This is a genomic window from Nonomuraea sp. N2-4H (genome assembly GCF_045291505.1).
GTDB lineage: Bacteria > Actinomycetota > Actinomycetes > Streptosporangiales > Streptosporangiaceae > Nonomuraea > Nonomuraea fastidiosa.
In genome coordinates this window covers 1,290,448-1,310,790 of record NZ_CP147987.1, presented here as the reverse complement: position 1 = coordinate 1,310,790, position 20,343 = coordinate 1,290,448, and the positions used below count along the sequence as shown (strand labels likewise).

Sequence of the window (20,343 nt, the reverse complement as noted above, 5' to 3'; positions counted from 1 at the left end):
GAAAATCGGTTGATCCGACGTATTAGATTAGAAGGGATGCCTCCCGACACGCACCAACCTCGCCCTGCCCTGCCGTCCTCCAGATCCTCCCGATCACGCGCCTACTCCCTGTGGCGCATGCGGTCGTATCTACGGCCCTACGTCTTACGTCTGATCACCATCTGGGTGACCGCTCTCGTCGGCATCGCCATGGTGATCATCTTTCCGCTCATCATCGAGAAGGTCATCGACGGGCCCATCGCCCACCGCGACCCCGACGGGCTGCTCCCGCTGGGCCTGCTCGCGGTCGGCGTCGGCGCACTCGAAGCGCTGCTGATCTTCTTCCGGCGCTACATCCAGGTGAAACCGGTGCTCGGCCTGGAGACCGCCATCCGCAACGACCTGTACGCACACCTGCAGCGGCTGCCCATGGCCTTCCACGGCGACTGGCAGTCGGGCCAGCTGTTGTCACGTGCCACAACCGACCTGTCGACCATGCGCCGCTTCCTCGGATTCGGCGCGTTGTTCCTGGTCATGAACGTGCTGCAGGTCGTCACCGTCACGATCCTGCTGCTCAACAAGTACTGGCCGCTCGGCCTGCTGGTGCTGGCCTCGGTCGTGCCGATCGTGTGGACCTCGCAGCGCTTCGAGAAGCGCTACATCAAGATCTCCCGGCAGGTCCAGGACGAACAGGGCGACCTCGCCACGTTCGTCGAGGAGTCGGCGATCGGCATCCGCACGATCAAGGCCTTCAGCCGCCGGCACCACGTCTACGACCGCTACGACGACGCCGCGCTCAAGGTCTACAACTCCTCGATGGACAAGGTGCGCCTGTCGTCGAAGTTCTTCTCCTTCCTGGAGATCGTCCCGAACATCACGCTGGCGCTGGTGCTGCTGCTGGGCGCGCTGGCGGTCGGCTCCGGGGCGCTGACGCTGGGCGCGCTGGTCGCGTTCACGACGCTGATGCTGCAGCTGGTCTGGCCGGTGGCGAGCCTCGGCTACCTCCTGGTCATGGCGCAGGAGGCGATGACCTCCGCCGACCGCGTGATGGAGGTCATGGACACCGTCCCGGCCATCGAGAGCGGCACGAAGAAGCTGGAGAACCCCCGCGGCCACCTGCGCTTCGAGGGCGTGGGCTTCCGTTTCTCCGACTCCGAGCAGCCGGTGCTGCACGACGTCTGGCTGGAGGTGAAGCCCGGTGAGACGGTCGCCATCGTCGGCGCGACGGGCTCGGGCAAGACCACGCTGACCGCGCTGGTCCCCCGCCTGCTCGACCCCACCTCCGGCCGGGTCACGATCGACGGCCAGGACATCCGCGACCTCGACCTGAAGCAGCTCCGCCAGGTGGTGGCCACCGCGTTCGAAGAGCCCACGTTGTTCTCGATGAGCGTGCGCGAGAACCTCATGCTGGGCCGGTCCGACGCCACCGAGGAGGAGCTGGAGCAGGCCATCCGGACCGCGCAGGCGATGTTCGTCTACGACCTGCCGTGGGGCCTCGACACCCGCATCGGCGAGCAGGGCCTGTCGCTGTCCGGCGGTCAGCGACAGCGGCTCGCGCTGGCCAGGGCGGTGCTCAGCAAGCCCCGCATCCTCGTCCTCGACGACACGCTGTCCGCGCTCGACGCCGAGACCGAGGCCCTGGTCGAGGAGGCGCTGCGCCATGTGCTGCGCGACGCCACCGGCATCGTGGTGGCGCACCGCGCCTCGACGGTGCTGCTCGCCGACAAGGTCGCGCTGCTGCGCGACGGCACGATCACCCACGTCGGCCAGCACCGCGAGCTGCTGGCGGAGGTGCCCGAATACCGCGAGCTGCTGGCGCAGGACGCCGACTTCGACGACGCGTCGGAAGGAGCGCTGCGATGACCACGACGGCTCCCGAGAAGAACGCCTCCAGCGCCTCCTGGCGCGGCGTCGCCTCCGAGGACCAGGACGAGCTGCCGGAGAAGGTGTCGGTGCTGCTGCGGGCCCGCTCGCGGCGGCTGCTCGGCGACCTGCTCAGGCCGTACCGCAAGAAGATCGCGCTGCTCGTCCTGATCATCGTGGTCTCGAACGCGGCCGGGCTGTCGATCCCGTTCCTGGTCTCGGTCGGCATCGACCGGGGCATCCCGCCGATCACCGGCGGCGAGGCCCCGACGGTGCTACTGACGGTGGTCGCGGTGATCCTGGCCGCCGCGGTCACCCAGGCGCTGACCCGCCGGGCTTTCCTGCGCCTGATGGGCTCGATCGGCCAGAACATCCTGCTGACGCTGCGCAGGAGGGTGTTCGACCACTTCCAGCGGCTGTCGCTGAGCTTCCACGAGCAGTACACCTCGGGCCGGGTGATCTCCCGGCTGACCTCGGACGTCGAGGCCATCGCCGAGCTGGTGCAGTCGGGCTTCGACGCGCTGGTCAAGGCGGTGCTGACGCTGGTCGGCACGGCGGTGCTGCTGCTGGTGCTGGACGTGCACCTGGGCCTGGTGGCGCTGATCCCGCTGCCGCTGCTGCTGTTGTTCACCAAGTGGTTCCAGCGGCAGTCGGCCGTGGTCTACCGGCGCACCCGCGAGACGGTCGCCCTGGTGATCGTGCACTTCGTGGAGTCGATGATCGGCATCCGCGCGGTGCAGGCGTTCCGCAGGGAGCCGCGTAACCAGGACATCTTCGAGCAGCTCAACGAGGACTACCGCGAGGCGAACGCGCGCAGCATGATCCTCGGCGCGACGTTCATGACCGGCATCAAGCTGATCGGCAACATGACGATCGGCGCGGTGCTGCTCTACGGCGGCTACCTCGCCCTGCACGGCGAGGTGGAGGTCGGCGTGCTCGCCGGTTTCATGCTCTATCTGCGGCAGTTCTACGAGCCGATGCAAGAGATCAGCCAGTTCTACAACACGCTGCAGTCGGCCGGCGCGGCGCTGGAGAAGCTGTCCGGCGTGCTGGAGGAGGAGCCCTCCGTGCCCGAGCCGCGCGAGCCCGTCGCGCTGCCGGGCGGCCGGGCCAAGGGCAACGTCCGCTTCGACGGCGTCGAGTTCGCCTACGTCAAGGAGATGCCGATCCTGCCGCGCCTCGACCTGACCATCCCGGCCGGGCAGAGCGTGGCGCTGGTCGGCGCGACCGGCGCGGGCAAGACCACGCTGGCCAAGCTGATCTCCCGCTTCTACGACCCGACCGAGGGCCGCGTGCTGCTCGACGGCGTGGATCTGCGCTCGCTCGACGAGGCCACGCTGCGCCAGGCCGTGGTCATGGTGACACAGGAGAACTTCCTGTTCGAGGGCACGGTCGCCGACAACATCAGGTTCGGCCGCCCCGACGCCACCGACCACCAGGTACGCGAGGCCGCCAGGGCGATCGGCGCCCACGAGTTCATCTCGGCGCTGCCCGACGGCTACGACACCGAGGTGGGCAAGCGCGGCGGCCGCATGTCGGCGGGACAGCGCCAGCTCGTCGCGTTCGCGCGGGCGTTCCTCGCCGACCCCGCCGTGCTCATCCTCGACGAGGCCACCTCCAGCCTCGACGTGCCGAGCGAGCGGCTGGTGCAGCGGGCGCTGCGGACGATCCTGGCCGAGCGCACCGCGCTGATCATCGCGCACCGGCTGTCCACCGTGGAGATCGCGGACCGGGTGCTGGTGATGGATCACGGCCGCATCGTCGAGGACGGGCCGCCGGACCAGCTCATCGCCGCCTCAGGCCGGTTCGCCGGGCTGCACCAGGCGTGGCTGGAGAGCCTCAGCTAGGGGGTTCAATGGGCCGGTTCCGGCGCCGATCGCGGCACCGGAGCCGGCCTTCCTCTCCGGAACCGGTTCCTCCGGAGCCGGCCTCCCTCCGGAGCCGGTTCCTCCGGGGCGGTCTTCCCTCGGGCCGGTCTTTCCTCCGGGCCGGTCTTTCCTCCGGGCCGGTCTTTCCTCCGGGCCGGTCTTCCTTCGGGACTGGCCGGTGCGGCGCACGCCGTTCCCCGGCGGGAGTCAGTACAGCGGCCGGCGTACCGGGCTGAGCAGCGGCGTCTCGTCGGGGGCTGCGGGCTCCGCCTGTTTGATCAGCTCCGGATGGCGTGTCAGGTAGCCGTCAGGGAACACCTTGGCCTTCTGGCAGCCGCACTTCGGGCAGACGGCGGCCGCCGAGGGCGGCGGTACGGGCAGCCCGTTCCGCAGCCAGATCTCGGCCGCGTTGCCGTGCTGGTCCTCCTGGTGCCTGACGACGTAGTCCTCCTCCCAGACGTGCCAGCAGCGCTGACACTCGAAAGGCACGATCCTCAGTTCTTCTTCCATGAGGTCACCCCCCTTTCGAGTGTCCGCCTCCCTCCTGACCTGCCGCAACCCGGCCTCACCTGACGGTGAACACGAAGATCACGGAGCCCGCGACGACGCTGAGCGTGCCGAGCCAGGCGAAGAGCGCGTCGAGCCCGGAGTCCAGGGGCAGGCCGTGGTGCAGGGCCGCCTGCACGCGCCGGAAGCGCAGCCTGGTCCTGATCAGCAGTACGCCGCCGCAGAGCGCGGCCAGCGCGAACGCGGCGATCGCCGGCACCGGCAGGCCGCTGCGAACGGCGAGGCCGGCCGCGCCCAGCCCGCCGGTGGACAGCGCCACGGCCGTGCGCACCCAGGCCAGCCGGGTGCGCTCGCTCTGCAGGCCCTGGTCCCAGATCTCCTCTTCCGGGGTCATCCCCACGCCGGGCCTCGCCGGTCAGGCCCGCGCCGACAGGATGATCAGGACGAGGGCGACCACGGCCACGGCGGCGACGCCGTAACCGAAGACGGCCGCCAGCGCGGGCGGCGGGAGCGGCGCCTGGTCGCGCAGCGCGCGCTGGATGTTGCGCCAGCGCGGGTAGGCCATGCCGGCCGCCAGTGCGGAGAGGGTGACGAGGACGATGGCCAGCGTCGTACGGATCCACGGCACGAACACGTCGGACGGCACCGCCGCCATGGCCACCCCACCCGCGCTGAGTGCCAGCGCCGTGCTCAGCCAGGTGAGGAATGTGCGTTCATTGGCCAAGGTGAAACGCGGGTCGGGTTCCATGGAAAAAAGGGTATTTCCTCCCCATTTCCCCTAGAGAAGCCGGGATTGTCGGCGTCTCAGCTGCAGGCCTGGGCCACCCGTTTCACGTATTCGGCGCTTTCCGTGGCGACCTTCTGCGCCGCGTCGACCGCGTCGTTGACGTCGTCGATCGTGATGCCGGTCAGCGTCGCGGCGAGGCTGTCGCTCGCCTCCTTGAGCGTCGTGTTGGCCGCGGTGTCGGCCACGTCGCTCAGCTTGGCCGCGGCGTCGTCGATCGCCTTGTCCATGGCCTCGGGGTCATCGGTCAGCTTGGTGAGCTCGGCGGCCAGCTCAGAGACGATCTTCGGCGCCTCGATGCACGCCTGGGCCTTGTCGATGGTCTCGTTGACGTCGCTACAACCGGCCGCGAACACGCACGAGGCGAAAAGGGCCAGGGGCACGTACCGGCTCTTGAGTGGACGCATACCTTGACCCTACCCAAGCGCTCGGCCACGTGACGTGACCGAGCGCACACCTTGTGGAGACCGTGCATGGGGGACCGGCGACGAGCACGACCATCCGGTACACCTCCACCACCCGACCCCTGACCGTCCACCACCCGGCCCCTGACCGTCCACCACCCGACCCCTGACCGTCCACCACCCGGCCCCTGACCGTCCACCACCCGACCCCTGACCGTCCACCACCCGGCCCCCGACTCTCCACCGTCGGACATCTGACCCTCCACCGCCGTACCTCTGACCGTCCACCGTCGGGCCCCGTCCCTCCCACCAGGGCTCTGACCTGCAAGGATATGGAAAGCGATATGAATACTTTCGCGATATCGCTATTAGACATCGTGCTTTCGCGTCTGCTTTGCTCCTGCCCTCTGATCTGATCGAACGACGGCAAGGACATGGCATGCGACAGCTTCGTGCCCGGCGGCTTGCGGCCGCGCTGCAGGCGACTGCTCTGACGATCTCTCTGCTGGCGGGCGGGGCCGCGACCGCGAGCCCGGCCACCGCGGCAGCCGCGGCGGTCACCGCGGAGCCTGCCGGGCAGGCATGGGTCAGCAAGGAGCTGCGGGCGCTGGAGGCGTCCTTCAAGGGGCGCATCGGGGCGTACGCGATCGACACGGCGACGGGGAGGACGGTGGGTTACCGATCGGGTGAGCGGTTCCCGCTGCTGTCGACGTTCAAGGCGTTGGCGTGCGGGGCCACGCTGCACAAGGCGCGCACCTCCGAGCCCGGCCTGATGAACAAGCGGGTGAAGTGGACGGCGGCCGACCTCAAGCCGCACTCGCCGACCACCGAGAAGCATGTCAAGGACGGGCTGACGGTCGCGCAGCTCTGCAAGGCCGCCATCACGCTGAGCGACAACACCGCGGGCAACATGGTGCTCAAGCAGATCGGCGGTCCTGCCGGGCTGACCAAGTACCTGCGTACGCTCAAGGACCCGGTCTCGCGGCTCGACCGCTGGGAGGTCGAGCTGAACGTCTGGACGCCGAAGGAGAAGCGCGACACCACCACCCCCGCGGCCGCCGCCCGCGACCTGCGCAGGCTCGCCGCCGGGAACGCGCTGCACCCGAAGGACCGCGCGCGGCTGAACGGCTGGCTCATCGCGAACGAGACCGGTGACGCGCGCATCCGCGCCGGCCTGCCGAAGAAGTGGACGATCGGCGACAAGACCGGCAGCAATGACGAGATCGGCGCGGGCAACGACATCGCGATCGCCTGGCCGTCCGGCCGGTCCGGCGCGCCGATCATCCTTGCCATCTACACCAACCGCAAGGAGGCCGGGCAGCCGATCGACAACAAGGTGATCGCGCGGACCGCGACGATTCTGGCCCGCGGGCTCGGCAGGCTCTGATGCGCGGACGGGGGACCAAGCTGCTGCGGCTCGCCGCCGCCGCCACGGGGGCGGGCGTGCTGGTGGCCGGGATCGCGATCCCGGCCATCGGGGGCATGGGGGCCGGGTTCGTGGCGGCGGCCGACGAGGTGAACCTCAGGCCGGTCGACCTCGCCGAGCCGCCGCCCGCCGAGGTCACGATCGTGCAGGACGCCAAGGGCAACGAGATCGCCCGCTTCTACGAGGAGTACCGCGAGATCGTCGGCCTCGACGAGATCGCCGAGGTGATGCGGACCGCGATCGTGGCCATCGAGGACTACCGCTTCTACGAGCACGGGGCGATCGACATCGAGGGCACGCTGCGCGCCCTCGCCACCAACCTGCAGACGGGCCGCACCAGCCAGGGCGGGTCGAGCATCACCCAGCAGTACGTCAAGCAGGTGCTGCTCAATTCGGCCGACACCGAGGAGGAGCGGAACGCCGCCGTCGAGGCCAGCTACACGCGCAAGCTCAACGAGCTGCGCTATGCGATGGGGATCGAGCAGAAGTACACCAAGGACCAGATCCTCGAGAAGTATCTGAACATCGCGTACTTCGGCGCGAGCGCGTACGGTGTCGAGGCCGCCGCCAAGCGGTTCTTCGGCGTGCGCGCGGCCGACCTGACGCTGCCGCAGGCCGCCACGCTGGCCGGCGCGGTGCAGGACCCGAACGCCACCGACCCCAACCTCGGCCCGGAGCACCGGAAACGGCTGCTGAACCGCAGGAACGTGGTGCTGAACCGGATGGCGGAGCTGGGGAAGATCACGCCGGAGGAGGCGGCCGAAGCCAAGGCGACCAAGCTCGGGTACAAGGGGACGCGGCTTCCCGGAGGCTGCGAAGGCAGCAAATATCCGTACTTCTGCCTTTATGTACGGCACGAGATTCTCAGCAATCCGGACTTCGGCCGTACCGCGAAGGCCCGGCTGGCCATGCTCAACCGGGGCGGGCTGACCATCAGGACCACGCTCGACCCGAAGATGCAGGCCGCCGCCGAGCGCGCCATCAAGCGCTACGTCCACGCCTCCGACCGGCCCGTCGCCGCCGAGGCCCTGGTCGAGCCGGGCAGCGGTGCGATCAGGGCGATGGCCGCCAGCCGCCGCTACGGCACGGACGCCGCCAAGAACGAGATCTCCTACAACGTGGTCGCCGACGCCGCGCACGGGGGCGGGGTCGGATTCCAGCCCGGCTCGACGATGAAGACGTTCACGCTGATCACCGCCCTGAAGAAGGGCATGAAGCTGGACGACGGGCTCGCCGCGGGCGCCGGTTACCGGGCGCCGGCGTACTCGACGTTCAAGAACTGCGCGGGCCAGAACATCGGCGACCCTTCGCACACCGTCACCAACGACGAAGGCTCGCCCGGCTGGAAGACGCTGCGCACCGGCACCTGGAACTCCGTGAACACCTTCTTCATGGAGCTGGAGCAGCGGGTCGGCCTCTGCGACACCGTCAAGACCGCCAAGTCGCTCGGCATCCGGCGCGCGGACGGCAAGAAGCTGCAGGAGTACGAGACGTTCACGCTCGGCATCAACGAGACCGACCCGGTGACGGTGGCCTCCGCCTACGCGGCGATCGGTGCGCGCGGCACGTACTGCGCGCCGATGGCCATCACCCACATCACCGACAGGGACGGCAAGACCACCCGCTACCGCCCCAAGTGCCGCCAGGCGCTGGAGCCCGCCATCGCCGACGCCACCGCCGAGGTGCTGTCCGGCGTGTTCACCGACGGGACGATGCGGGGCGTCGGCGGCATCGGGCGGCCCGCCGCCGGCAAGACCGGCACCACCGACGGGTACGCCTCGGCCTGGTTCGCCGGCTTCACCCCCGACCTGGCGGGCGCCGTCAGCCTCGGCGACCCGCGCGGCTCGCAGCAGTACAAGCTGACGGGGGTGACGATCGGCGGCCGCTACTACGGGTCGGTGCAGGGGGCCAGCGTCCCCGGGCCGATCTGGCGCGACACCATGCTCCAGGCGTTGCGCAAGGTCCCGCCCACCCCGTTCACCCCGATCATCACCAGCCGCTTCGAGGGCTGCACGACCGGCTGCCGCCCGGAACCGGACCCGAAGGAGAAGAAGGACAAGAAAGGCGAGGGCGAGGAAGGCACCACGCCCGGCCCCTCCCCCACCGCCACCACGTCGGCCGGCCCGGCTCCGAGCTCGGACCCTCAGCGGTGAGCACGCGAATCGCCCGCCGCTGATGCGGGCCCGGCGCAGGCATCCGGCCACAGCCTCGCCGGGCCCCGCGCATGCCCCGCCCTTCGCGTCCGCAGCGCGCGGCCGGGCGATCCCGGCGACGACCGAGGCAGGGGCGGCTCGGTCGGCCTCTCGACGGCGATGTGCCGAGCCATGCCCCCGCCCGGCCACCGCGCACCTGCCTCCAGCGCGCGACCGGGCACCCTGGCAGCCGTCGCAGGGGCGATGTGGTCAGTCTCGGGCCGGCCGGGTGCTGAGCAGGTGCGGGAGGGTGAAGCCGGGGGAGGCGTAGACGCCGCCCTGGAGCGCTCCGCCCGGATAGGAGGCCGCCTCTGCGGGGAGGCGGTCGAGGTACGTCTCCGCGTCGTCAAGCGGCTGATAGCCCAGACGCTCGTCCAGCTCCCAGAAGCGGCGGGTGTTGGCCGACACCGCGTACGCGGCGAGGAACGACACCTCGGGGCAGGTCACGGCGGCCCAGACGAACCCGGCGCAGTCGCGCGGGCTGAGCCAGGTGGCCAGGTGGCGGGGGTCGGTGGGCTCGGGCTCCAGGCTGCCGATGCGCAGGCACACCACTTCCAGCCCGAACTTGTCGGCGTAGAGCCGCCCCAGGGCCTCGACGGCGACCTTGCTGACGCCGTAGAGCCCGTCGGGCCTGGGCGGCATCGCGGGCGAGACGGTCTGCGCGGCCGGGTAGCAGCCCGTGAGGCGGTTGCTGCTCGCCAGCACGACGCGCCGCACGCCGGTGCGCCGGGCCGCCTCCAGCACGTGGTGGGTGCCCAGCACGTTGCCCTCGAGGAGGTCGGGCAGCGGCGCCTCGTCCGGCACGCCCGCGAGGTGCACCACCGCGTCGGCGCCCTCGACCAGCGGCATCACGTCGTCGGCGCCGCCCAGCTCGGCGCGTACGACCTCTTCGTGCGCCGCCAGCGCGGTCAGCGGCACCCGATCGACCGAGACCAACCGGCGCACCCGGCGCAGCAAGGGCTCGCGCAGCACCGACCCGACCCGCCCGGCAGCGCCGGTGAGCATGACTTTCCCCAGGATCATGCCCGGCATCCTGCCACCGCCCACCGACATTCTCGATCCGCCGGGAACGGCCGAGGAAAGGTCAGAACTCGTCGTGCCCCGTCACCTGGGTGACGGTGAAGATGTGGCGGGTGGCGGCGCAGATCGTCTCCAGGGCGTGGATCGGGACGTCCTCGGTCGAGTAGCTCGTCCGCAGCACCTGGACGACCCACTCCCCCGCCGCCAGCTCCAGCGTCTCCCGCTCGAAGTCCGTCGGCGGCCGGGCGATCAGCGTCTCCTCGGCGTGCCCGAACGCGTGGCCCAGCGACTCCAGCGCCGACTGCAGCGACGGCCGCACGAAACCGGGCTCGGCGATGCGCGTGCCGGCGAAGAGGTCGGCGCGGAAGTAGCTGGTGGCGATGCGTACGGGGACGTCGGAGGCGGTCAGCAGCTTGCGCCGCGCGATGACGCCGGTGCCCGCCGCCACGCGCAGGCCTTCGGCGATGTGCTCGGGGGCGGGCTCCTGGCCCACGTACAGCATGCAGCGGCCGGCCTTGAGCCCCTGCCGCTCGGCCTCGGCCAGGAACAGGGACTTCGACGCGCGTACGGCGGGCTCGGTCGGCAGCGCCCGGCGCACCACGACCGGCGGGATCCCGGTCATCGTCCCCTCTGTGACTCCCATGTCAGCCTCCTCGACGTGCGCAGGCATCCTACGCGTCCCCATGCCCCTGCCCCGCCCCATGGGTGATCGTTTCGCCGGGCATAGGATTTCCCCATGGCGACGTGCGAGCATCTGGCACAGGCGGGCGACCCGCCCGCGAAGACGCCGGACGGGTGCGAGGAGTGCCTGTCCCTCGGCTGGCCGTGGGTGCATCTGCGGCGCTGCCTGGAGTGCGGCCACATCGGCTGCTGCGACTCCTCCCCCGGCAAGCACGCCACCGCGCACTTCCACGAGACCGAACATCCGGTCATCCAGTCGTTCCAGCCGGGTGAGACCTGGCGCTGGTGCTTCGTGGACAACGAGCTGGGCTGACCCCACCGGGGCTCCCGCTCGCGGCTTCCCGAAGCATCCGGGGCGTCAGCGGTCGAGCATGGCCTCTTCGAAGTCGAGCTGGGTCATCACCTGGCGCAGCACCTCGTCGTCCAGGCGCCGCTCGTCGCGCAGGCGGACGAAGACCTTGCGCTCGGCCTTCAGCATCTCGCGCCGCATCCGGCGATAGAGCGTGCTCGGCGTCTCGGCGCCGTCTGGCCCGGTGCCGCCGCCGAGGCGTTCCCAGGCGGCCAGCGACCGCCACCAGGCGTTCTCCCTGAGCTGGTCGATGACCTGTTTCTGGATTTTGTCGGGCTCGTGGCCCAGCTCGGCGACGAGCCGGTCGAGCTCCGCCTGCCCCGCCTCCAGCGCCGCCTGCTGGGCGGCCGCCTCGGCGAGCAGGTCCTCATAGCGCTCCTTCCTGGTCGACACGTGCAGCTTCCTGATCAGCGTGGGGAACGTGGTGCCCTGGATGAGCAGCGTGCCGATCACGGTGGTGAACGTCAGGAACAGCAGCAGCGCCCGGTCGCGCGCGGGCACGCTCTCGGGGATGGCGAACGCGGCCGCCAGCGAGACCACGCCGCGCATGCCCGCCCAGCTGAGCACCACGGCCTGCCGGACATCGGTCCTGGGTGCCGCCCTGATGAGCGGCGCCAGCGCGAACACCCAGGCGAACCTGGCGGCGATCACCGCGGCCAGCACCACCGCCGCGTAGAGCGCCACCTCCCAGGGCCGGTAGCCCGTGATGCCGCGCACGACGGGCACGAGCTGCAGCCCGATCAGCGCGAACACGATCGCTTCGAGGAAGAAGGCGACGACCTTCCAGACGGCGCCGGCCACCAGCCGGGTGCTGAAGCCGCGCAGGTGCATGCGGTGGCCGAGGTAGAGTCCGACGACCACGACGGCGATCACGCCGGAGGCGTGCAGCGACTCGCCGGCGAGGTACGCGCCGAACGGGATGAGCAGCATCACCGTGGTCTCGACCATCGAGTCGCTGAGGCGTTCGAGCACCCAGGCGCACGCCAGCGCCAGCGCCAGGCCGATGGCCACCCCGCCGAGCGCGGCCAGCAGGAACTCGCCGAGGCCCGCCCAGAGGCTGATCGCGCCGCCGGTGGCCGCCCCGATGGCGACCCTGTAGAGGGTGAGCGCGGTGGCGTCGTTGAACAGGCTCTCGCCGACGAGGATGGTCAGCGTCCTGCGCGGCAGCCCGAGCCTGCGGCCGACCGCGACGGCGGCCACCGCGTCGGGCGGCGCGATGATCGCGCCGAGCGCGAACGCCAGCGTGAGCGGCAGGCTCGGCAGCAGCAGGTGGACGAGCAGCCCGGCCACGACCGCGGTGAACAGCACCAGCCCCACCGACAGCAGCGCGACGGGACGCCTGACGTCGCGCAGCCGCTGATAGGAGCTGTTGAGCGCGGCGGAGTAGAGCAGCGGCGGCAGGAAGACGTAGAGCACCAGCTCGGGGTCGAGCGGCACCTCGGGCAGCAGCGGCGAGACCACCAGCCCGGCCGCCACCAGCAGCAGCGGAGCCGGCCAGTTGTGCCGCCGTGCGAGCGCCGCGACCGCGACCGCGCCGCCGGCCAGCAACAGCAGTTGCAGGCCACCGCTCGAACCCACGAGTGCCCCCCGCGTCTGGATGTGATCGCCTCAGCAGGTCGTTCCGCGCTGAAGCGTACCTGGCGGTGGGAGGCCGGGTTTCACCACTCCCTGCGGTCGCTTCTCTCGTGGTAGTCCGGCTGCTGCTCGGGGCGCAGGCGCTCGCCCGTGGAGAACATGGGGTCCACGTACGGGCGGGTCATCTCGGCCTCGGACTGCGGGTACTGCTGCTCCTGCCGGCCGAGCGACAGCAGCGGGTCGACCGGGTTGGCCGCCGGGTTCTGGTAGGAGCCGTAGTCGTCGGCGGCGGGCTGAGGCGCCGGGCGGCGGCGGCCCGCGCCGGGGATGCCGTGCATGGGCGTGCCGAGGCCCGCCACGGTCGGCTGCGGCTGGGCCTGCTGCTGGGGCTGGGCGTAGCCGTCGGAACGCCGGCCACCGTACGGGTCGGACGGGTACGGGTCAGAAGGGTAGGGGTCGGCGGAGTACTGGTCGCGGCGCGGCTGCGACTGCTGGTACGGGTCGGCGGCCTGCGAGGGGAAGCCGAGCGGGTCGGTGTTCACCGGCGACGGTCGGCGCTGCTCGGCGGGCATCTGGTAGCCGCGGTCCTGATCCACGTACTGCGGGCCGGTGAACGGCTCGGCCTGGCGGCCCTGCGGCTGGGCGTAGCGGGGATCGCTGAGCGGGTCGCCGGTGTACTGCGGGCCGCTGAAGGGGTCGCCGGTGTACTTCGGCTGCGGGGCGGTCGAGTCGACGTACTGCGGGCCCGTGAAGGGGGCGCGCTGGTCTTTGAAGGACTCGCGGGGCGCGGTGGTTTCGCCGTAGGCGTCGCGCGCGCCCGAGTCGCCGTACGAGGCGACGAGCTTGTCCTGCGGCGGGTTGCCCCTGGCCACCAGCACGTCGTTCGGCGAGAGCGCCGCCGTCGGGCGGTCGTCGAGCGGCGAGGCCTGCGCGTGCTGCGGCTGCTGCCGCTCCTGCTGTCCGCGTTGCTGGGCGGGCTGCTGCGCGTGCTGCCGGTCCTGCTGGGCCTGCTGGGGCGGGGCCTGCCCGGGCTGGGGCGGCCGGTGGTACTGGCCGGTGCCGGGGATGACCTCGGTGCCCGGGTCGTGCGCGGGCACGGCGGCCTGCTCGCCGGTCGCCTCGGCGTACCCCTCGTCGAGGGTGTCGAGCAGCCGGCCGACATCCTCCATCGGCATGCGGAAGCTCGCAGTGCACATCTCCCCGCGCCACAGGCTGAGGACGAGGGTGCCCTCATGCCACGTGACACGCAGACACCGCTCCTGACCTCGCGCATCGAAGAAGACTTCGCCGAACGACGGCAACGGGACAACTTCCGACATGGCAGACATACTGCTTTAACCAGCCTTTATTCGTCCACTCAACCCCGGAAAACCCTACTTAACCGGCCTTCCCATATACTCCCAGAACCCCCCTGGTCACGTCCGGTGAAATCCCCCACCTACCAGTTGGCGTTCCGATCGCCCAGTGTGCCACGCAACCCGCCGGGAGTTTTCCGGAACGCCGGGATGCGTCTGGCCGATCACACCGCGTTCGGCGCGGCGGCCCCGGAATGCGGGTAGCGTTTACTGCCGTGCCCGATTCCCATCTCCCGCCAGTGGAAGAACTGCTCAGCATCGCGGTCAGCGCTCTTGGAGGAAGCGAACGCGAAGGCCAGATCACCATGGTGCGGGCCGTGCAACGCGCCATCGACGCCAAGGAGCATCTGGCCGTCCAGGCGGGCACGGGCACGGGAAAGTCGCTGGCCTATCTGGTGCCGTCCATCCGCCACGCGATGGACAGCGACAAACCCGTCGTGGTCTCCACCGCCACCATCGCGCTGCAGCGCCAGCTCGTCGATCGCGACCTGCCCCGCCTGGCTGAGGCGCTCGGCAAGGAGCTGCCGCACGAGCCGACGTACGCGATACTCAAGGGCCGCCGTAACTACCTGTGCCGCTACAAGGCGTCCGCCGGCTGGCCCGAGGAGGACGAGCAGGACCAGCTCTTCGACCCGCGCGAGGTGAGCGCCACCGGGCGCATGGTGCAGCGCATCCAGCAGTGGGCCGAGGAGACCGAGACCGGCGACCGCGACGAGCTGGTGCCGGGCGTGAGCGACCAGGCGTGGCGGCAGTTCTCGGTGAGCGCGCAGGAGTGCCTGGGCGCGAGCCGCTGCCCGAGCGGCGCGGAGTGCTTCGCCGAGCTGGCCAGGGCGCGCGCGGGCGAGGCCGACGTCGTCGTGACCAACCACGCGCTGCTCGCCATCGACGCCATGGGCGAGCTGCCGGTGCTGCCCGAGCACGAGGTCGTGGTGGTCGACGAGGCGCACGAGCTGGTCGACAGGGTGACGTCCGTGGTGACGTCGGAGCTGTCGGAGGCGTCGGTCATGCTCGCCGTACGCCGCGTGGGCCGCCTCATCGACCAGCCCATCGCCGACCAGCTCATGGAGGCGGGCGAAGACCTCAAGGCGCTGCTGGCCGCCGCGCCGCCCGGCCGCATCGACGAGCTGCCGCAGGTGCTGGGGCTGACCCTGCAGGCCATCCGCGACACCGCCTGGCGCTGCATCACCGCCCTGGGGCCGCGCAACGCCGACAAAGACGACCCCGACAAGGCGGGCCAGCGCAAGGCCGCGTTCACCGCGCTCGACGAGGTGCACGACACCGCCGTGCGCATGCTCGACGCCTACGGCCACGCCACCGAGGCCGACCGCGCCGAGGTCGTCTGGCTCGACCCGGGCAGCGACCGCCGCCCGCCCGTGCTGCGGGTGGCGCCGCTCAGCGTCAGCGGCATGCTGCGCGACAAGCTGTTCGGCGAGCGCACGGTCGTGCTCACCTCGGCCACGCTGGCGCTCGGCGGCACGTTCGACGCGCTGGCCGCCCAGTGGGGGCTCGGCGAGGCCGGTAAGGACTGGCAGGGCATCGACGTCGGCTCGCCCTTCGACCATCCGCGCTCGGGCATCCTGTACGTCGCCAAACACCTCCCCCAGCCGGGCCGCGACGGGCTGCCGCAGGCGTACCTCGACGAGATCGCCGAGCTGATCGAGGCGGCCGGCGGGCGCACGCTGGGGCTGTTCTCCTCGATGCGCGCCGCCAAGGCGGCGACCGAGGCGCTGCGCGACCGGCTCGACGTGCCGCTGCTGTGCCAGGGCGACGACTCGACGATGCTGCTGGTCAAGCAGTTCGCGGAGGACGAGCCGACCTGCTTGTTCGGGACGCTGTCGCTGTGGCAGGGCGTCGACGTCCCCGGGCCCTCGCTGCGGCTGGTCATCATCGACCGGGTGCCGTTCCCCCGTCCCGACGACCCGCTGACCTCCGCCAGGCAGCGCCACGTGGCCGCCAAGGGCGGCAACGGGTTTATGGCCGTGGCGGCCAACCACGCCGCGCTGCTGCTGGCGCAGGGCGTCGGGCGGCTGCTGCGGTCGCAGGACGACAAGGGGGTCATCGCGGTGCTCGATCCGCGGCTGGTGACGGCCCGCTACAGCGGGTTCCTGCTGGGCTCGCTGCCGCCGTTCTGGCGCACCACCGACCCGGCCGTTCCGCGCGCCGCGCTCAAGCGCCTCGCCGCCGCCTCCTCCTGACGTCCCCGCCGGCGACGGCGGGGGCGGGCTCCGTCGGTGATGGCATCCACCCCGGCGAACCGCTCAGGGAACCATGGCGGCTGGGACTGCGGGACGGGCGGCTGATCGTCCTGGACGACAGGCCCGAGACCGTCGGGGCCTGGCTGTCCTGGAGGCTGTCCTACAGCGCGCCGCCCGGCCGAGCGATCAGGCCCAGGGGGCGAGCTCGGGGCGCTTCGGCGAGAGGCCGTCGCCGGAGGAGACGCCGCGGATCCGGCGCGACACCCACGGCACCAGGTGCTCCTTGATCCATTGGGCGTCCTCGCGCCGCCGGGTGCGGGGATCGACGGTGCGCGGCGGCCACTCCTTGCGCCAGTCCTCCTCGAACGGCACGCCCAGCACGTCGAGCACGCGGGCGGCCACCAGCCGGTGACCGTCCTCGTTCATGTGCAGCCGGTCGGCGCTCCAGGCCCGCCAGTCGCGTAGCCCCTGCATGGACCACTGGTCGACGAGCTTGCAGCCGTACAGGTCGGCGATGGAGCGCAGGTGCAGGTAGTAGATGGCGAACTTGCCGCGCAGGCGGCGCATGATGGGCGTGTCACGCGGGTCCACCCCGGTGAACAGCAGCACGTCGGCCCCGCCGGAGCGCAGGTCGCGCACGGCCCGCGCGAGCGTCTTGGCCATCACGTCGGGGTCGCTGCCCGGCCTGAGCAGGTCGTTGCCTCCGGCGCAGAAGCTGACCAGGTCGGGCGCCATGTCGACGGCCGGCGGCACCTGCTCGGCCACGACCTGGTCGAGGAGCTTGCCGCGGACGGCGAGGTTGGCGTAGCGGAAGGAGGGGTCATCGGCGGCGAGCCGCTCGGCCACCCGGTCGGCCCAGCCACGGTAGTGCCCGTCCGGACCGGGATCGTTCAGTCCTTCTGTGAAGCTGTCGCCGAGCGCGACGAAGGACTTGTAGTGCCTCATGAGGTGGTGATCATCTCCGCGATAGCGTGCAGCGCAAGGACGTATGACTGTAGTCCGAAGCCGGCGATCGTGCCCGTCGCCACCCCGGCCACGACGGAGGTATGGCGAAACTCTTCCCTCGCCGCGGGGTTGGAGATGTGAACCTCGATGAGCGGGGCGGTGCGCTGGGCGATGGCGTCCTTGAGCGCGTAGGAGTAGTGGGTGAACGCGGCGGGGTTGAGCACCACCGGGATGCGGCCGTCGCACGCCTCGTGGATCCAGCCGATCATCTCGGCCTCGTCGTCCGTCTGGCGCACCTCGACGTGGTGGCCGAGCTTGCGGCCGGTGTCGCGGCAGAGGGCGGCGAGGTCCTCCAGAGTCTCGGAGCCGTAGACGTCGGGCTCGCGGACGCCGAGCCGGCCCAGGTTGGGGCCGTTGAGGACGAGGATCATGCGGAGATCTCCTTGTAGGCGGCTTCGAGCAGCTCTTCCGCGGGGTCTTCGAGGCGGCCGGGCCTGGCCAGGTCGTCGAGCACGACGAACCGCTGCTTGGCGCCGCGGTTCTTCTTGTCGAGCCGCATGTGGTCGCGCAGCCGCGGCCAGGCGTCGGCGCGGTGGCTGATCGGCAGGCCCACGGAGGTGAGGATGGAGCGGGTGCGGTCGACGACGTCGGCGCGGCCGGACAGCCTGGACAGCTCGGCGGCGTAGACCATGCCGATGGCGACGGCCTCGCCGTGGCGGATCGTGTAGTGCTCGTCGCGCTCGATGGCGTGGGCGAGCGTGTGGCCGTAGTTGAGGATCTCACGCAACCCGGCCTCGCGCAGGTCGGCGCCCACGACGTCGGCCTTGACCCGGATCTTGCGCTCGATCAGCTCGCGGGTGTGCGGGCCGTCGGGGCGGGTGGCGGCCTCGGGGTCGGACTCGACGAGCCGCAGGATCTCGGGGTCGGCGATGAAGCCGCCCTTGATGATCTCGGCGAGGCCCGCGACGTAGTCGGCCTTGGGCAGCCCGGCCAGCGTGGACAGCTCGCACAGCACGCCGGCGGGCGGCAGGAAGGTGCCGACGAGGTTCTTACCCTCGGCGGTGTCGATGCCGTTCTTGCCGCCGACGGCGGCGTCGACCATGGCGAGCAGCGTGGTGGGCACGAGCACCACCTGGACGCCGCGCAGCCACGTGGCGGCCACGAACCCGGCGAGGTCGGTGGTCGCGCCCCCGCCGACGCCCACCACGGCGTCGGAGCGGGTCACGCCGTGGCGGCCCAGCTCGGACCAGAGCCGCGCGGCCACCTCGACGGTCTTGCACTGCTCGCCGTCGGGCACGGTCAGCTCGGCCACCTCGTAGCCGGCGCCTTCGAGCGCCTCGCGGACCGGCCTGGTGATCTCGGGCAGCGTCTCGGGCGCGATGACGGCGACGGTGCGCACGCCGGGCTTGAGCAGCGTGGTCAGCTCGGCGAGCACGCCGGTGCCGACGACGACGTCGTACGGGCTGTCGCCCCGCACGTGGATCCTGGTGGCGCTCACCCGGGCAGCCCCTTCATGATCTCGTCGGCCAGCTCTTCGGGCTCCCGCTTGTCGGTCACCACGGTCATCTTGGCCAGCCGCTCGTAGATGGGCAGGCGCTCCTCCATCAGCGCCTTGAGCCTGCTGCGCGGGTTGAGCACCAGCAGCGGGCGGGCGCTGGCCAGGCCGACCCGCTGGACCGCGTCGGCCAGCCCGACCTGGAGGTAGACGACGTGGTGTCCCTCAAGCAGGGCCTGCGTCTCCTCGTGCAGCACGGCGCCGCCGCCGAGCGACAGGACGCCGTCGTGCTCGGCCAGCGCGCGGCGCACGGCCTCGTGTTCGAGCTCGCGGAAGCGCTCCTCGCCGTCCTCGACGAAGATGTCGGAGACGGGCTTGCCCGCCACCGCCTCGACGTCGGCGTCGGTGTCGCGGAACCCGACGCCGAGCCGCTCGGCGAGCAGCCGCCCGAGCGTGGTCTTGCCGGATCCCGGAGGCCCGATGAGCACGGCCTTGGCTGTCATTTGATCACCATAGAAGAGAGGTAGCCGGACAGGTTGCGGGCGACTTCCTCGACGGAGTCGCCGCCGAACTTCTCGAGCGCCGCGTCGGCCAGCACCAGCGCGACCATCGCCTCGGCCACGACGCCGGCCGCGGGCACGGCGCACACGTCGGAGCGCTCGTGGTGGGCCTTGGCCGCCTCGCCGGTCTTGACGTCGATCGTGGCCAGCGCCCTCGGCACCGTGGAGATGGGCTTCATGGCGGCGCTGACCCGCAGGATCTCGCCGTTGGTCATGCCGCCTTCGACGCCGCCCGCGCGGTTGGTGATGCGGCGCACGCCGTCTTCGGTGCTGTATTCGATCTCGTCGTGGGCGCGGGAGCCGGGCCTGCGCGCGGTCTCGAAGCCGTCGCCGACCGCGACGCCCTTGATCGCCTGGATGCCCATGAGCGCGCCGGCCAGCCGGGAGTCGAGCCTGCGGTCCCAGTGGGTGTAGCTGCCGAGGCCGGGCGGCAGGCCGTAGGCGAGGACCTCGACGACGCCGCCGAGCGTGTCGCCGTCTTTGTGCGCCTTATCGATGACGGCGACCATGGCGGCGCTGCCCTCGGGGTCGGCGCACCTGACCGGGTCGGCGTCGATCCTGGCGAGGTCGCCGGGGCCGGGCAGCGTCTCGGCCGGGGTGCGGGCGCCGCCGATCTCGGTGACGTGGCTGACGATGTCGACGCCGAGCGCCTGCTTGAGGAAGCGCCGCGCAACCTCGCCGAGCGCGACGCGGGCGGCGGTCTCACGGGCGCTCGCCCGGTCGAGGACGTTGCGGGCGTCGTCGAAGCCGTACTTCTGCATGCCGGCCAGGTCGGCGTGGCCGGGGCGCGGGCGGGACCTGGGGGCGTTGCGCGCCAGGCCCTCGATCTCGGCGGGGTCGACGGGGTCGGCCGCCATGACCTTCTCCCACTTGGGCCACTCGGTGTTGCCGACGCGGATGGCGACGGGGCTGCCCATGGTGCGGCCGTGGCGTACGCCTCCGACGATCGTCACCTTGTCCTGCTCGAACTTCATCCGCGCGCCGCGGCCATAGCCGAGCCTGCGGCGGCGCAGGGCCTCGTCGATGTCGGCCGTGGTCACCTCGACCCCGGCCGGCAGGCCCTCGAGGATCGCGACGAGTTCGGGCCCGTGGGACTCTCCGGCGGTCAACCAGCGCAACATGCGTACAAGTCTTCCACGTGCCAC

The 20,343-nt window shown here is 71.3% G+C and carries 19 protein-coding genes; 6 read left to right on the top strand and 13 right to left on the bottom strand.

Annotated elements, in window-relative coordinates:
- Positions 1-165: 165 nt before the first annotated feature.
- On the top strand, positions 166-1,842 hold the full coding sequence (locus WBK31_RS06035; RefSeq protein WP_406674442.1) for an ABC transporter ATP-binding protein: 1,677 nt from the start codon (positions 166-168) through the stop codon (positions 1,840-1,842).
- Positions 1,839-3,689, top strand: coding sequence for an ABC transporter ATP-binding protein (locus tag WBK31_RS06030; protein ID WP_364067541.1), 1,851 nt, complete (start codon positions 1,839-1,841; stop codon positions 3,687-3,689). Before WBK31_RS06035 ends, WBK31_RS06030 begins: the two co-directional genes overlap by 4 nt.
- Positions 3,690-3,917: 228 nt before the next feature.
- On the opposite strand, the gene WBK31_RS06025 is transcribed toward WBK31_RS06030, so the two are convergent.
- Genes WBK31_RS06025 through WBK31_RS06010 form a run of 4 tightly spaced genes read right to left on the bottom strand, consistent with a single transcriptional unit; the run spans position 3,918 to position 5,408 of the window.
- Positions 3,918-4,220, bottom strand: coding sequence for a hypothetical protein (locus WBK31_RS06025; protein WP_378784375.1), 303 nt, complete (start codon positions 4,218-4,220; stop codon positions 3,918-3,920).
- 55 nt (positions 4,221-4,275) lie between these two features.
- On the bottom strand, positions 4,276-4,611 hold the full coding sequence (locus tag WBK31_RS06020; RefSeq protein ID WP_406675453.1) for a DUF202 domain-containing protein: 336 nt from the start codon (positions 4,609-4,611) through the stop codon (positions 4,276-4,278).
- Positions 4,612-4,632: 21 nt separating this feature from the next.
- The gene (locus WBK31_RS06015; RefSeq protein WP_364067537.1) at positions 4,633-4,965 is read right to left on the bottom strand and encodes a DUF202 domain-containing protein; all 333 of its coding nucleotides are present in this window, start codon (positions 4,963-4,965) and stop codon (positions 4,633-4,635) included.
- 56 nt (positions 4,966-5,021) lie between these two features.
- Entirely contained in the window at positions 5,022-5,408 is a 387-nt protein-coding gene (locus tag WBK31_RS06010; protein ID WP_364067536.1) for a hypothetical protein, read from the bottom strand.
- 436 nt (positions 5,409-5,844) lie between these two features.
- Between WBK31_RS06010 and bla the strand changes: the two genes are divergently transcribed.
- Positions 5,845-6,792: a class A beta-lactamase gene (gene bla / locus WBK31_RS06005; RefSeq protein ID WP_364067534.1), complete on the top strand. Its 948-nt coding sequence runs from the start codon at positions 5,845-5,847 to the stop codon at positions 6,790-6,792.
- Positions 6,792-8,984, top strand: coding sequence for a transglycosylase domain-containing protein (locus tag WBK31_RS06000; protein ID WP_406674441.1), 2,193 nt, complete (start codon positions 6,792-6,794; stop codon positions 8,982-8,984). Before bla ends, WBK31_RS06000 begins: the two co-directional genes overlap by 1 nt.
- Before the next feature lie 249 nt (positions 8,985-9,233).
- Here WBK31_RS06000 and WBK31_RS05995 read toward each other — a convergent pair whose 3' ends face one another.
- On the bottom strand, positions 9,234-10,046 hold the full coding sequence (locus WBK31_RS05995) for an NAD(P)-dependent oxidoreductase (RefSeq protein ID WP_364067530.1): 813 nt from the start codon (positions 10,044-10,046) through the stop codon (positions 9,234-9,236).
- A gap of 61 nt (positions 10,047-10,107) precedes the next feature.
- Complete coding sequence (locus WBK31_RS05990) at positions 10,108-10,686, bottom strand: GntR family transcriptional regulator (RefSeq protein WP_406674440.1); 579 nt, start codon at positions 10,684-10,686, stop codon at positions 10,108-10,110.
- Between the two features lie 93 nt (positions 10,687-10,779).
- On the opposite strand from WBK31_RS05990, the gene WBK31_RS05985 reads away from it, so the two are divergent.
- On the top strand, positions 10,780-11,037 hold the full coding sequence (locus tag WBK31_RS05985) for a UBP-type zinc finger domain-containing protein (protein ID WP_364067526.1): 258 nt from the start codon (positions 10,780-10,782) through the stop codon (positions 11,035-11,037).
- Between the two features lie 45 nt (positions 11,038-11,082).
- Here the strand turns inward: WBK31_RS05985 and WBK31_RS05980 are convergent, their stop codons facing one another.
- Entirely contained in the window at positions 11,083-12,651 is a 1,569-nt protein-coding gene (locus WBK31_RS05980; protein WP_406674439.1) for a Na+/H+ antiporter, read from the bottom strand.
- Positions 12,652-12,731: 80 nt separating this feature from the next.
- Complete coding sequence (locus tag WBK31_RS05975) at positions 12,732-13,823, bottom strand: hypothetical protein (RefSeq protein WP_378784382.1); 1,092 nt, start codon at positions 13,821-13,823, stop codon at positions 12,732-12,734.
- A gap of 374 nt (positions 13,824-14,197) precedes the next feature.
- On the opposite strand from WBK31_RS05975, the gene WBK31_RS05970 reads away from it, so the two are divergent.
- Positions 14,198-16,198: an ATP-dependent DNA helicase gene (locus WBK31_RS05970; protein ID WP_364067520.1), complete on the top strand. Its 2,001-nt coding sequence runs from the start codon at positions 14,198-14,200 to the stop codon at positions 16,196-16,198.
- 186 nt (positions 16,199-16,384) lie between these two features.
- Here WBK31_RS05970 and WBK31_RS05965 read toward each other — a convergent pair whose 3' ends face one another.
- The 5 genes from WBK31_RS05965 to aroC are packed head-to-tail and all read right to left on the bottom strand — an operon-like array spanning position 16,385 to position 20,319.
- Positions 16,385-17,143, bottom strand: coding sequence for an SGNH/GDSL hydrolase family protein (locus WBK31_RS05965; RefSeq protein WP_364067518.1), 759 nt, complete (start codon positions 17,141-17,143; stop codon positions 16,385-16,387).
- Positions 17,140-17,574 (bottom strand): type II 3-dehydroquinate dehydratase, encoded by a 435-nt coding sequence (gene aroQ, locus WBK31_RS05960; protein WP_364067516.1) that lies wholly within the window; start codon positions 17,572-17,574, stop codon positions 17,140-17,142. Before aroQ ends, WBK31_RS05965 begins: the two co-directional genes overlap by 4 nt.
- Positions 17,571-18,641, bottom strand: coding sequence for a 3-dehydroquinate synthase (gene aroB / locus WBK31_RS05955; RefSeq protein ID WP_364067514.1), 1,071 nt, complete (start codon positions 18,639-18,641; stop codon positions 17,571-17,573). The genes aroQ and aroB overlap by 4 nt, the downstream gene beginning before the upstream one ends.
- The gene (locus tag WBK31_RS05950; protein WP_378784384.1) at positions 18,638-19,141 is read right to left on the bottom strand and encodes a shikimate kinase; all 504 of its coding nucleotides are present in this window, start codon (positions 19,139-19,141) and stop codon (positions 18,638-18,640) included. The genes aroB and WBK31_RS05950 overlap by 4 nt, the downstream gene beginning before the upstream one ends.
- Entirely contained in the window at positions 19,138-20,319 is a 1,182-nt protein-coding gene (gene aroC, locus WBK31_RS05945; protein ID WP_364067510.1) for a chorismate synthase, read from the bottom strand. The genes WBK31_RS05950 and aroC overlap by 4 nt, the downstream gene beginning before the upstream one ends.
- Positions 20,320-20,343: the final 24 nt, after the last annotated feature.

Bases quoted from the DNA above. Each gene is read 5' to 3' on its own strand.
- WBK31_RS06030 (WP_364067541.1), top strand. From the start codon at position 1,839: ATGACCACGACGGCTCCCGAGAAGAACGCCTCCAGCGCCTCCTGGCGC.
- WBK31_RS06025 (WP_378784375.1), bottom strand. From the start codon at position 4,220: ATGGAAGAAGAACTGAGGATCGTGCCTTTCGAGTGTCAGCGCTGCTGG.
- WBK31_RS06020 (WP_406675453.1), bottom strand. From the start codon at position 4,611: ATGACCCCGGAAGAGGAGATCTGGGACCAGGGCCTGCAGAGCGAGCGC.
- WBK31_RS06015 (WP_364067537.1), bottom strand. From the start codon at position 4,965: ATGGAACCCGACCCGCGTTTCACCTTGGCCAATGAACGCACATTCCTC.
- WBK31_RS06010 (WP_364067536.1), bottom strand. From the start codon at position 5,408: ATGCGTCCACTCAAGAGCCGGTACGTGCCCCTGGCCCTTTTCGCCTCG.
- bla (WP_364067534.1), top strand. From the start codon at position 5,845: ATGCGACAGCTTCGTGCCCGGCGGCTTGCGGCCGCGCTGCAGGCGACT.
- WBK31_RS06000 (WP_406674441.1), top strand. From the start codon at position 6,792: ATGCGCGGACGGGGGACCAAGCTGCTGCGGCTCGCCGCCGCCGCCACG.
- WBK31_RS05995 (WP_364067530.1), bottom strand. From the start codon at position 10,046: ATGATCCTGGGGAAAGTCATGCTCACCGGCGCTGCCGGGCGGGTCGGG.
- WBK31_RS05990 (WP_406674440.1), bottom strand. From the start codon at position 10,686: ATGGGAGTCACAGAGGGGACGATGACCGGGATCCCGCCGGTCGTGGTG.
- WBK31_RS05985 (WP_364067526.1), top strand. From the start codon at position 10,780: ATGGCGACGTGCGAGCATCTGGCACAGGCGGGCGACCCGCCCGCGAAG.
- WBK31_RS05975 (WP_378784382.1), bottom strand. From the start codon at position 13,823: ATGCCGATGGAGGATGTCGGCCGGCTGCTCGACACCCTCGACGAGGGG.
- WBK31_RS05970 (WP_364067520.1), top strand. From the start codon at position 14,198: ATGCGGGTAGCGTTTACTGCCGTGCCCGATTCCCATCTCCCGCCAGTG.
- WBK31_RS05965 (WP_364067518.1), bottom strand. From the start codon at position 17,143: ATGAGGCACTACAAGTCCTTCGTCGCGCTCGGCGACAGCTTCACAGAA.
- aroQ (WP_364067516.1), bottom strand. From the start codon at position 17,574: ATGATCCTCGTCCTCAACGGCCCCAACCTGGGCCGGCTCGGCGTCCGC.
- WBK31_RS05950 (WP_378784384.1), bottom strand. From the start codon at position 19,141: ATGACAGCCAAGGCCGTGCTCATCGGGCCTCCGGGATCCGGCAAGACC.
- aroC (WP_364067510.1), bottom strand. From the start codon at position 20,319: ATGTTGCGCTGGTTGACCGCCGGAGAGTCCCACGGGCCCGAACTCGTC.